At 70.0% G+C, this 12,356-nt stretch carries 5 protein-coding genes and 1 pseudogene; all 6 read left to right on the top strand.

Annotated elements, in window-relative coordinates:
- The 6 genes and pseudogenes from ACE7GA_RS24210 to ACE7GA_RS24185 all read left to right on the top strand — a co-directional run bounded on the left by ACE7GA_RS24210 (position 1) and on the right by ACE7GA_RS24185 (position 12,221).
- Positions 1-1,712 (top strand): annotated as a pseudogene (locus ACE7GA_RS24210) (hypothetical protein).
- The gene (locus ACE7GA_RS24205; RefSeq protein WP_376092730.1) at positions 1,709-4,258 is read left to right on the top strand and encodes a glycosyltransferase; all 2,550 of its coding nucleotides are present in this window, start codon (positions 1,709-1,711) and stop codon (positions 4,256-4,258) included. Before ACE7GA_RS24210 ends, ACE7GA_RS24205 begins: the two are co-directional and overlap by 4 nt.
- Complete coding sequence (locus tag ACE7GA_RS24200) at positions 4,255-5,610, top strand: UDP-glucose dehydrogenase family protein (RefSeq protein WP_376092727.1); 1,356 nt, start codon at positions 4,255-4,257, stop codon at positions 5,608-5,610. Before ACE7GA_RS24205 ends, ACE7GA_RS24200 begins: the two co-directional genes overlap by 4 nt.
- 27 nt (positions 5,611-5,637) lie before the next feature.
- Positions 5,638-8,670, top strand: coding sequence for a hypothetical protein (locus tag ACE7GA_RS24195; RefSeq protein ID WP_376092724.1), 3,033 nt, complete (start codon positions 5,638-5,640; stop codon positions 8,668-8,670).
- A gap of 12 nt (positions 8,671-8,682) precedes the next feature.
- Complete coding sequence (locus ACE7GA_RS24190) at positions 8,683-10,881, top strand: type I secretion system permease/ATPase (protein WP_376092721.1); 2,199 nt, start codon at positions 8,683-8,685, stop codon at positions 10,879-10,881.
- Positions 10,878-12,221, top strand: coding sequence for an HlyD family type I secretion periplasmic adaptor subunit (locus tag ACE7GA_RS24185; protein WP_376092718.1), 1,344 nt, complete (start codon positions 10,878-10,880; stop codon positions 12,219-12,221). Before ACE7GA_RS24190 ends, ACE7GA_RS24185 begins: the two co-directional genes overlap by 4 nt.
- Positions 12,222-12,356 lie beyond the last annotated feature (135 nt).

Genomic DNA, 12,356 nt, shown 5'->3' with positions numbered 1-12,356 from the left:
ATGGGCTTCGTCGCCGGCTGGACCGCGGACGTCACCGATGTACCGGGGGTGCTGTCCGCCGCGGCCACGGTGGTGCGGCGCCTCCGCCACCGCCTCCGCGGCGAACATCCGGCGACGCTGGTCCGCTCCCTCGGCCGTGGTCCGGCACTCCTGCTGGGGTACGGCTCGGGCATGGCCGTCTCCGGCCCGGGCGAGCCTTCCCTGGCGGTCATCCTCGACGGATCGGTCGAGAATGCACGCGACCTCCGCGCGGAACTGGCGGCCGCGGGGGAACGGCCGGCAGGCCCGAGCGACGCCGAGCTGCTGCTCGCGGCATGGCGGCTCTGGGGGAGCGCGTGCTGCCGTCGCTCCGCGGTCCCTTCGCCCTCGTGGTCCTGGACGGCTCCCGGCACACGCTCAGCCTCTGTCGGGACCGCTTCGGCCAGATGCCCCTCGCCTGGGCGGAGGCGGACGGCGCCTTCGTGTTCGCGACCGAAATCCAGGCTCTGCTGGCATGGCCCCGGATGGAGCGGCGCGCCGACCTCGACGCGGTCGCGCAGGTCCTGTCCTTCGGGCACGCCGCGCCCGACCGCACCTGCCTCCGGGGAATTCACCGCGTGCCGCCGGGCGGCATGGTCACGTGGTGCGCCGATGGACGCGTGACCGTCGCGTCCTGGCCTGCCGGCGCGACCGTCGCGCAGACGGACGGCCTTGACGAGTACCGCCGCCGGTCCGGGCAGGGAGGCCCGACCGACGGCGCTGGGGTGGCGGGGCGACCGGACTACCAGGTCCGCCGCGCCACCCCTGTCTTCCACGCCGACCCGCCCTCCACCCCCGACCTCCTCGGGCGGCTGGCCGAGCTCCAGCTGCATGCCGGCGATCCGATCATCGTTCCGCCCGGCGCGATTCCTGCTCCGCGGCCCGTGTCTCGGGCGACCCCGATTGCCTTCGACACGGGGCGCGTTGCCCTTCTCCTGGACGACCCGCAGCTCGGGGACTTCATGGGTGAGCTGGCGCGGCTGCGGTCCGAAGGCCTTGCTCCCGCCTGGTGGGAGCCCGCGTTCCATGAGACGCCGCCCTTCGCCCGCGACCTTCTGCACCGCGCGACGGGCTGGCTGACGGAACGCGAGCGCATGGAGGTCAGCGGCCCCGCGCTGGTGCACACGCTCCTCCTCCCGATGCCGGATCTGCTTGGCCCGGTGCTCGAGGGGGTGCGCGGTGAGGACGTTCTCCTCGCGGCCGGCGAGATCGCGCTGCGGCAACGCGTGCCCGGGATGGAACTGCCGCTGCTGGACGCGGTGGCCGCGGCGGACGGCTTCGACGCCCACCATCCGCTGCTCGACGGGGATCGCCTTGCCGAACTGTGTCGCCTCCCCCTGCACCTGCGGCACCCGTTCCTCGCTTGCGAGCAGGCCCTGGCCGCGGCGCCCTGGACCCTCGCGCAGCGCTTGCCGGACCCGCTGGACTCGGATCTCGAGCCGATCCGCGCCCCGATTGCCGACCTGATCCTGTCGCCACGCGCGGCCGAACGCGGGCTGTTCCGCCGAGGCTACGCCGCCTCCCTGCTCGCGCGCGGCGAGCGCAGGACAGGACGGGACCGGCGGGCCCTCTGGGCCATGGTGGTGGTCGAGACCTGGTTCCGATCCTTCGTGGACGCCCAGCCCGGCCTGCCGGCGGAGGGCTGGAACGCATTGCCTCAGCCCTGGTCCATGCCGGAGGTCGAGCCGGCATGAACGCCGCCGTCGGAATCGCGGAGACGGACCAGGCCACGCGGCTGCGGCAGGCCGTCGTCCTGCTCCGCGGCGGGCGTGCGGACGAAGCGCTGTCCCTCCTCCGCGGCCTGCAGGGCAGCGAGGACGGTCCGGAGCTCCGGCGCACCCTGGCCGAGGCCTACGACCGGGCCGGCTACCGGCACTGCGCGCGGCTCCTCTGGCTGGATCTCGCGCGACGCGGTGCCGGCGACGATCTGCGGCACCACCGGAACCTCGGGCGGGACGCGCTGGAGCGCCGCGATCATCGCGAAGCGGAACGACACTTCCTTGCCCTGCTAGCCGCGGCGCCGGGCGACCTGGCCGCCGCCGAGGAGCTGCTGGAAGCTCGCCTCGGCGCGGCGGCGGGGGAGGCTCTGGCCGCGACCTATGCGCGCCACCTCGAGGAATGGCCTGAGACGGCGAACGCCCTCTCCCTGCTCGCGACGGCTGGCATGACGGCATGGCCTCGAGACAAGGTCCTCGACGTGCTGGGACGCGCGCGTGCGGCCTGGGGCGGCTCGCTCCCCACCGCGCTGCGCATCGCGGAGGGCTTCCGGCGGACCGGAAGCATGGACGCGGCCATCGAGATGCTGGACACGGCCGCAGCCCACCATCCCAACGAACCGTCCCTGCTCCGCGCACGCCTCGCGGCACAGCGCGCCGCCGGCGCCCCGAAGGCGGAACTGCTGCGGACGGCGACGCGCCTGGTCGCGTCGGAACCCGACAGGCCAGATCACCACGTCGCCCTCGCGCGCCTTCACGCGCGCTTCAAGGATTGGGCGCCAGCTGCGGCCGCGTGGCAGCGTGCCCTCGACCTCGATCGCGACGACGTGGAGCATTGGCGCGGCCTGCTCACCGCGCTCGGCCGGCTGGAACGGAACGCCGCGATCGAGTCCCTTCTGCGGGAAGCCCGCGCGCATTTCGCCCGGGGCGGCTCGGCGGCGGTGGTTAAGCTCGCCGTCATCGAGTCCGTGGGCGGGTACCACATGCGCGCCGCGGCGCTCGCAGCATCGGCGGTCGGCAATCCACAGACGCGGGCCTGGGCGCGGGAGGTTGCAGCATCCGCTCTGCTGGAGTCCGGCGAGGTGGCGCGCGCCTGGGGCTATCTCTCGGCCGGCCTCGACGATGCCGCCAGCAGCGTGGAGATGCGGCGCATGGCGGCGCGCTGCGCTGCGGTGCTGCGGCTGCCGACCTCGAGCGAGGTGCCCCGCTTCCCCGATGCGCTGTTCCAACGTGCCCTTCTGGGCGAGCCGCCTGCCCCGCCGCGGGACGACGGCCCGGTCATCCTCGTCACCTCGTCGCTGAGCGCCGGCGGGGCGGAACGTCAGGTTGCGCTCACCGCGGCCGGCATCGCCCGCCTTCGCGCTGTACGCGGCGGAGCGACCCTCCTCGTCGGGCAGGACCTTTCTCCTGAGCGCGGCCGTGCCGTCATGCGGCCGCTCGCCGAGACGGCTGAACTGTCGATCGAGGACCTCGGGCCACTGGACGCGCCGACACTGCTTCGGAGCATTGCCGCCGCTGACCCCGCCGCACGCGAGGCGCTGCGGCTGATCACGGCGTTTCCGCCGCGACTATCGCGCGACGTCCTGAAACTCTACGACCTGTTCCGGCGTCACCGGCCCGGCCTCGTCCACCTTTGGCAGGATGGCGTCATCTCCACCGGCTCAGTTGCGGCAGCCCTCGCCGGCGTGCCGAAGGTCGTGGCCTCCCTCCGCAACGTTGTCGCGACGGAGGCCGATCGGCGCCGGTACCGTCCCTACCTCCGCACGATGTACCGCGCGCTGGCACGGCGTGGCGGGGCGCACTTTACCGCCAATTCCGCCGCTGGTGCCCTCGACTACGAGCGCTGGCTCAGCTTCGCGCCGGGCCGCATATCGGTGATCCGCAACGGCATCGAGGTCGAGACGGTCCGGCGCCGCGGCGCCGCGGCCGCACGCGCGGCGGCACGGGAAGCGCTCGGCCTGACCGAGGCCGACCTGTTGGTGGGCGGCACATTCCGCCTCGCCCCGGCGAAGCGACCGCAGCTCTGGCTTTCTGTCGCCGAACGCGTGGCGGCGAGCGTCGCCCGCGCGCGTTTCGTGATCGTCGGCGAGGGTGCCCTGCGCCAGGAGCTGGAAGCCTGGATCGCCGCGCGCGGGCTGAGCGACCGCATCACCCTCGCGGGCCGGAAGAGCCCCGTGGAGCCCTGGATCGCCGCCATGGATGTCATGCTGCTGGCGAGCGAGGTCGAAGGCCTGCCGAACGTGTTGCTGGAAGCGCAGGCGCTGGGTGTGCCGGTCGTCACGACCAACGCCGGCGGCTCGGCTGAGGCGGTGCTGAACGGAATCACGGGCCTGCTCGTCGAGGATGACGAGGTGCCGCACCTCGCGGCTGCGATCGTCAGGCTCCTGACGGATGACGGCATGCGGGCCCGGGCGCGGCTGGGTGCCCCGGTCTTCATCGAGGGACGCTTCGGGGTCGACCGCATGGTCGGTGACACCCTCGCTCTCTACGGATCTGTGTTTCCTACACCGGAGGATGGCGGATGAGAATTGGGATGATCGGGGCCGGCTATGTCGGGCTCGTCTCGGGGGCGTGCCTGGCAGATTTCGGCCACGAGGTGCGGTGTGTCGACGTGGATCCCGCGAAGATCGCGGCCTTGCAGGAAGGACGCATCCCCATCTACGAGCCTGGGCTCGACCTGCTCGTCGCGAAGGGCGCCTCGGAAGGTCGGCTGCTTTTCGGCGGTGGAATCGATTGGGCCGTCAAGGGTGCCGATGCCGTCTTCATCGCGGTGGGGACACCGTCCCGTCGTGGTGACGGGCACGCGGACCTGACCTACGTGCACGCCGCGGCACGGCAGATCGCGGCCGCGCTCGAGGGGTTCACCGTCGTCGTCACCAAGTCCACGGTCCCCGTCGGCACCGGTGACGAGGTGGAGCGCATCATCCGTGCGATTCGCCCTGACGCCGCCTTCGCCGTCGCGTCGAACCCGGAATTCCTGCGCGAGGGATCCGCCATCGACGACTTCAAGCGCCCAGACCGGATCGTCATCGGAACCGAGGACGAGCGGGCCCGCGCCGTGATGACGGAGGTGTACCGGCCCCTATACCTCAACAACGCACCGATCCTCTTCACCGACCGGCGCACTTCCGAGCTGACGAAGTATGCGGCCAACGCCCTTCTGGCAACGAAGATCACCTTCATCAACGAGGTCGCCGACCTCTGCGAGGCTGTCGGTGCGGACGTGCAGGACGTCGCGCGCGGCATCGGGCTGGACAACCGGATCGGCCCGAAGTTCCTCCACGCCGGTCCAGGATTTGGGGGATCCTGCTTTCCGAAGGATCTCTCCGCGCTGATCAAGACGGCACATGACGCCGGCGGGGCGATCCGGATCGCCGAGACCGTCGCGGCCGTGAACGACCGGCGCAAGCGCGACATGGCGCGCAAGGTTGTTGCGGCCTGCGGCGGCGACGTGCGCGGGAAGGTAATCACCCTCCTCGGCCTCACCTTCAAGCCGAATACCGACGACATGCGCGACTCTCCGTCCATCGCAATCACCACTGCCTTGCAGGACGCCGGTGCCTGGGTGCGCGCCTTTGATCCGGAAGGCATGGAGCAGGCCGCCATGCTGATGTCCGACGTAGAGTATTGCACCGGTGCCTATGAAGCCGTCACCGGCGCCGATGCCGTGGTGATCGTCACCGAGTGGGACGTGTTTCGCGCCCTGGATCTGGACCGGCTGAGGTTGCTCATGCGGTCGCCGGTTCTGGTGGACTTGCGCAACGTGTATCCGCCGGAGGACGCGATCCGGCGCGGCTTCACCTACGTCGGCGTCGGCCGCCGACGGGCAAGTTCCGCCGTTCCGGCCACGCGGCAACCGGCCCTGTCGCTGGCCTGACGGTACGGGACGAAGGAGGGCGTTCGAATGAGTACGATCTACGTCTCGGCCAGTGTCGCGAACGGCATCCCCGCCGGGAATGACCGAACGGGAGACGGCTCGCTCGAGCGCCCATTCGCCACGCTCGAGCGGGCCCACGGCGCCGCCCAGAGCGGTGACACGCTCATGCTCAATGACGGCGTCTACTCGCCCACCAAGACATTCGAGATCACCAAGTCCCTCTCGATTCAGGGGGTGACCGATTACGGGGCCACCATTCGCGGGGTGGCGGGCCAGTCGCGCGTGATCGGGATCGACGAGGGCGAAGGGGGCGCCGTCACGATCGGCAAGATCGTCGTGGATGGTGCGAACACGACGGCTTCCCTCTTTACGCTGAGGGATCAGACAGTTCCCTATAATCTCACGCTGGATGGGACCAGGCTGGTGGATCCCGTGCGCTACGGCGTCTCCGGGACGAGCCTCGGGACCTGGGCGAACGTGACCCTCCGGAACGTGGAGTTCAGGGCCTCCAGCGCCCTCTCGATGGTCTACGTCCCGTCCCTGCGGGAGGGGTCCGTGTCGATCACCGGCGGGTCGGTGGACATCGCCTCGGTCTGGCGTTCCGGCTTCGGCGGCATCGCGACGGTGAACGCCGACGCGATCGGGCCGGCCGTCTCCGTCTCCGGCGTGCGCGCCAACCTCAACGCGACGGGAACCGATCCGACCTACGGCCAGGGCATATACTACGGCGTTCGCCTGACGGACGTCGCGGGATCGGTCATCGAAGGAAATGACATCACGCAGACCGGATCCTCCGGTGGACTCATCGGCGCCACGGTCTCCGTGACATACGACCGCGTCGCGCCGCTCGACGCATCGGGTGGGATCATCCGCTACAACACGCTACGCAACTACCTCACTGGCGCCGCGGGCAAGATCATCATGGTCGGCGCGGACTCCGACCCGGGCGTGGCGTTGCAGGACAACGCGAACGACTTCCGGATCTACGGCAACAGCGGCTTCGGCAACCAGAACGCGGAAGGGGCGAAGCTGCACGGCATCCTCGTCGGCTGGCAGGACGGGGCCGAGGTCTTCGACAACGTGATGGACTTCACGAGCCTTGCCTACGTGCTGAAGGGCATGTCGGGCCGCACGCTCGTCTACGACAACCTGGACACCCGGACGACGTCCAAGAGCCTCTACCAGAAGGGCGGTGCCGATGTTCAGTTCTTGTACAACACCAGCTTCCAGCCCACGGGCTTCAGGCCGGACCTGGTGAACATCGGGGACAACGGCGTCGGCGAATACAACGCCTCCGGTGCCGTCGTCGTTGGCAACAGCCTTGCCTATGCGGGGGCTTCCGAAGCCTTCCTGGTCGTCACGCCTGGCTCCACGGCCTCCCAGATCTCCGCCAACCAATACTACGCCGGTTCTGGCACGACGACCGACGGCTGGATGGCGGGCGGCGTGACCTACGACAGCTTCGCGGCCTGGCGCGCGGCGCAGGAGTACACCGCCACCTTCGGTCCGATCGGCATGGTCGGCTTTGGCGCGATCCTCGACGCGAAGGGTCTGTCCGGCCAGCGTCTGCAGGACCTAGGCATGGTGAACGGTGTTCAGACCTATGCCATCCGCTTCGTCAACGGCCTGGCTTCGACAAGCACCTTCTCGATCGCGAACCTCGGCGCAGCCGGCGCCGCGCCGATCTCCGGCTTGTACGACGCGGAGTTCGGGGCGAGCGGGACGGTCGGCCTTTCCGGCTCCGCACTGCTCGACGGCAGCTACGGGCCCCTCGGCGCCGGTGAGTCCAGGACCTTCACGCTCTCCTATGATGGAGCCACGGCCTTCACGGCGGGCACCCTCCAGATCACCGGCAACTACGTCAACACGCGGCCGATCGAGATCCGGTTCCTCGGCGTGGATGCGACGCCGCCGAGCATCATCGGCAGCGGTGTGACGGGCGCCGGCGACAACCAGACCGTGTCGCCCTTCGCGACCATGATCATCTCGGACAGCAATGCCTCTACGGGCGGCAGCACGCTTCGGGTCCGGCTGCTTCAACCGGAGAATGGGGTGCTTACCTCGTCCTATGGCCTGATCGCCGACGGGGCAGGCGGCTACGGCTTCTCCGGTACGGCCGACGAGATCAACGCCACGTTGCGGTCCCTTCGCTTCACGCCCACGCGGAATCAGGTCGCGCCGGGAGCCTCGGTGACAACCGACTTCGAGGTGGCCTACGACAACGGCGTTTACTCCGTCGCGGCTACCACCGTTCAGGCCAAGGCGGTCTCGATGAACGACGCGCCGATTCTCGACGGCTTCGTCACGTCGCAGACCGTCAGCGAGCGGTCCGTCATCCTTCCCTGGGCCGAGGCGCGCTACGCCGATCCGGACTTCAGCGCGACCGGGACGATCCGACTAACCATGGACAAGACGTCGCGTGGAACATTCACAAACCTCGCCGGGTTCAGCGATCTTGGCAACGGCAGCTACTCCTTCACTGGGACGGCGGCGGATGCAGGGAGCGCCCTGCGCTCCCTCACGTTCAAGCCGGCGGAGCACCAGGCCGTGCCAGGGGACACGACCACGGCGAAGTTCACGCTGACGTACACGGACGGGCTGACTGCGGAGCGCAACACGGTCTCATACCTGTCGATCTCCGCCGAGAACACGGCCCCGGTGATTACCGGGGCCACGACGAGTTCGATCCGGGACATCCAAACGGTGAAGCCCTTCGCAGCGTTGACGCTCGCAGACCCCGACAAGAACCCAGTCGAGACCGCGACGGTTCGCCTCGACGATCCAGCGAAGGGTGTCTTCACCACGCTCGGCGGCTTCGTCTCAGACGGAGCGGGTGGATTCACGTTCTCCGGCAGCCCGTCGGCCGTACAGAGCGCGTTGCGGAAGATCGTGTTCGATCCCACCGACAACCGCACGCCAACCGGTACGATCGAACGCGTCCGCTTCAGTGTCACCATCTCCGACGGCATGGCGGCTAGCTTCGATGACCGGACGGAAATCCTTGTCAGCGGGACCGCCCGGGTGGGAAGCAGCCTCGCCGCATCGTCGCTCGCCGCCTGAGCGCGGCGGGACATGTCCGGGGCAGCGGAGGGCTGGGAAAGCGGCATTGCCTGCCTCGGTCTTGCGCTGGAGCTGCTGGGACGCGGCGCAGATCGCTCGCACCTCGCCCACCGCTATGGACCGGGCATCCGGTCCGGGACGGCAGGCCTCGTCCGTGCCGCTGGTCAGGCCGGGCTGAAGGCCGCGCTCCGTCCATCATCCTGGGACCGGCTGCGCGACACGCCCCGCCCCGCCATCGCGGAACTCAAGGATGGCCGCTTTCTCCTTCTCGGGGCGGCGGAGCCCGGACGGCTTGTCGTTCTCGACCCGCTCTGCACGGGGGGCGACGGCCGCCCCGAGGCCACGATCCTCGATCGCCGAACCTTCGAGGATGCATGGACCGGCCGGCTGATCCTGCTGGCCACGCGCGCCCCGGCCGGTGATGCCGGGCGTTTCGGGCTGGGCTGGTTCCTCCCCGCCATCCTGAAGCACCGCGCCGCGATCCGCGACGTCGTCGTTGCCTCCTTCCTGTTGCAGGTCTTCGCGTTGTCCACGCCGCTCGCGATGCAGGTGGTGGTCGACAAGGTCTTGGTTCACCAGGCCAGTTCGACGCTCGAGGTCATGGTGCTGGTCCTCCTCGTCGTCGCCGTCTTCGAGGCCCTCCTCGGCGGGCTCCGGATCTACGTCCTCGCCCATACCTCCAACCGGATCGACGTCACGCTCGGCGCGCGGCTCTTCGCGCACCTCATGTCGCTCCCGCTGGCCTGGTTCGGAGCGCGGCAGGTGGGATCCGGCGTCGCGCGGGTGCGGGAGCTGGAGACGATCCGCTCCTTCCTCACCGGCGGCGCGCTGACGGTGATGGTGGACGTGGTCTTCACCGTCTGCTTCCTCGCTGCGCTCATCCTCTACAGTCCGCTCCTCGCCTTGGTCGTCGCTGCGACCCTTCCGATCTACGTCCTTCTCTCTCTCGGCATAACGCCGGTCCTGCAACGACGATTGGAGGAGAAATTCCGCCGCTACGCTGACAACCAGGCCTTCCTGACGGAGGCAGTCAGCGGCGTGGAAACGCTGAAGGCCATGGCGCTCGAGCCGCAGCTGCAACGCCGATGGGAAGAACAGTTGGCCGCCTACGTCACCACGGCGTTCCGCGCGACCAACCTGTCAAACGCCGCCGGCCAGGTCGTGCTGCTGGTGAACCGCGTCGCTGCGATCGTGCTTCTCTGGGTCGGTACGCATCTCGTGATGGCCGGGGCCCTGTCGGTCGGCGAACTCGTGGCCGTCAACCTCCTCGCTGCCAACGTATCAGGGCCGGTGCTGCGCCTCGCGCATCTTTGGATCGACTTTCAGCAGGTCCGGCTCTCGGCCGAGCGGCTGGGAGACATCCTGAACGCGCCGCCGGAGCCGGGCGCCGGCACCCGGCCGCCCATGCCCGCGATACGCGGCGACCTCGCCTTTCGCGACGTCTCCTTCCGCTATCCCGGCAGCGATCGTCTCGTGCTGCGCTCGCTCTCTTTCGACGTGCCGGCGGGAACCGTGCTCGGCATCGTCGGCGCGTCAGGATCGGGGAAGAGCACGGTCGCGAAAGCCCTCCAGGCACTCTACCACGCGGCTGAAGGGGGTGTCCTGGTGGACGGTGTTGACGTCCGCCTGGTGGAGCCTGCGAGCCTGCGCCGGCAGATTGGCGTGGTGCTTCAGGACAACGTCCTCTTTACCGGCACGGTGCGGGAGAACATCGCCCTTGCTGACCCGGCCATGAGCTTCGACCGGGTCGTCCGTGCGGCACGCCTTGCGGGTGCCCATGACTTCATCACGTCGGAACTCCCCGAAGGGTACGATACTGCCGTCGGGGAACGCGGCGCTTCGCTCTCCGGTGGACAGCGGCAGCGGATCGCGCTGGCCCGCGCCCTCGCCAACAATCCGCGCATCCTCATCCTCGACGAGGCCACCAGCGCCCTCGATGCCGAGTCGGAACGCGCGATCCTCGACAACATGCGCCAGATCGCGGCCCGGCGGACCGTGGTCATCATCGCCCACCGCTTCTCCGCGGTCCGGTTGGCCGACCGTATCCTCCTGCTCGACGGGGGCTCGATCCGGGAGGACGGCACGCACGATGAACTGCTTCGCCTGGACGGCCGCTACGCCGCACTGTTCCGGCAGCAGACCGGGCTGGAGACCCTTCGCTTCACCGACCTGTCCCGTGCGCCAGTGGCAGACGTGGTGGCGGCACGGTGACGGCCCTCTCCACATCGGCGGCCCGGCGTCGCGTGCATGACGCGGATTTCCTGCCCGCGGTTGCAGAGATCGCCGAGATGCCGCCGTCCCCGGTGGGTCGCGCCATGCTCTGGGCGATCGTAACCCTCTCCGCGGCGCTCCTCGCCTGGGCCTGTTTCGGAAGGGTGGACGTCATTGCGGCGGCGCAGGGCGTGGTGCTTCCCGCCGGTCGGGTAAGGCTCGTCCAGCCGCTGTCGCCGGGTATCGTCGCGGCAATCCATGTGCGGAACGGCGACTCGGTCCGGGTCGGCGACCTCCTTGTCGAACTCGACGCGACGGCCGCTCGGGCGGATGCCGCCGCCGCCCGGCAGGCCTCGGCGCTGGCCGCCGTCGAGGCCGCGCGCCTTCGAGCCTGGCTCGCGATGCTCGGCGATGATCTGGTCACGGAGGTCCGGATCGTCGCGCCGCCGGAGGCGGATGAAGCTCTCCTCGCAGAGGGACGCGCGCACCTCGCCTTCCAGTCTGCCACCCTCCGCGCGAGGCTAGCCGGGTTGCGGGATGGGCTGGAAAAGGCCCGTGCCGGCACGGCGGAGATCGCGGCCGAGATCGGCCGCATCGAAGCCACCCTGCCGCTTGCCGCGGAACTGAGCGAGGCCCGCGACCTGCTCGCCGGCCGCGGCCTGGGCTCGCGGCTGGAGGCGCTGCAGGAGCGGCAAAGGCTCCTCTCGCAGCGCGGCGACCTCCTCGTCCTGCGCTCCCGCCTGGACGGCGCGCGGAACGAGGTTTCCGCCCTGGAACACCGCCGCCGGGAGGTCCTCGCCGAGGCGGGACGGGATGCCTCGGCCGCGCTGTCCGCCGCGCAGGCGCGCATGGCCGCCGCGCGCGAGGACCTCGCGAAGGCCGAAGGCCGTATCCGGGAATCGCGCCTGCTCGCTCCGGCGGACGGCATCGTAGAAGGCCTTGCCGCCCACACGGTCGGGGGCGTCGTCGGCAGCGGGCAGACCATCCTCTCCGTCGTGCCTCGCGACGAGGCGCTCGAGATTGAGGCGCGCCTGGCCAGCCGCGACGTGGCCTTCGTCACCGTCGGCCAGCCGGCCATCGTGAAGCTCGATGCCTATCCCTTCACCCGCTTCGGCACGCTGAACGGCACCGTGACGCATCTGCCGGGCGACGCCGCCCGCGATGAGGCGGGAATGCTGGCCTATGCGGTCCGGGTCACGCTTCCCGCGGTGCCGCCGGGATTCGCACTCCGCGCCGGGATGGGGGCCACCGTCGAGGTGCTGACCGGACGGCGGCGGCTCATCGAATACATCCTCTCGCCCCTGGAAAGGCGCGCATCGGAGGCCTTCCGTGAACGCTAGAGTGCTTCTCCTGCTCGGGCTGCTGCTGCCCCATGGTGTGGCAGCCGCGAGTGAGGCGGAGACCTTTCTTGCCGCCGTCGCGCAGCGCGCGGCCGCCATGCCATCCGGAGCCCGGCGGTGCGACCCGCCGGCACT

Origin of the sequence: Roseomonas sp. CCTCC AB2023176, from assembly GCF_042259275.1 — a bacterium.
Lineage (GTDB): Bacteria > Pseudomonadota > Alphaproteobacteria > Acetobacterales > Acetobacteraceae > Roseomonas.
This window is presented reverse-complemented; position numbering and strand designations above follow the sequence as displayed.

What these genes read in the sequence shown, in the direction of transcription:
- ACE7GA_RS24205 (WP_376092730.1), top strand. Translation starts at nt 1,709, where the DNA reads ATGAACGCCGCCGTCGGAATCGCGGAGACGGACCAGGCCACGCGGCTG.
- ACE7GA_RS24200 (WP_376092727.1), top strand. Translation starts at nt 4,255, where the DNA reads ATGAGAATTGGGATGATCGGGGCCGGCTATGTCGGGCTCGTCTCGGGG.
- ACE7GA_RS24195 (WP_376092724.1), top strand. Translation starts at nt 5,638, where the DNA reads ATGAGTACGATCTACGTCTCGGCCAGTGTCGCGAACGGCATCCCCGCC.
- ACE7GA_RS24190 (WP_376092721.1), top strand. Translation starts at nt 8,683, where the DNA reads ATGTCCGGGGCAGCGGAGGGCTGGGAAAGCGGCATTGCCTGCCTCGGT.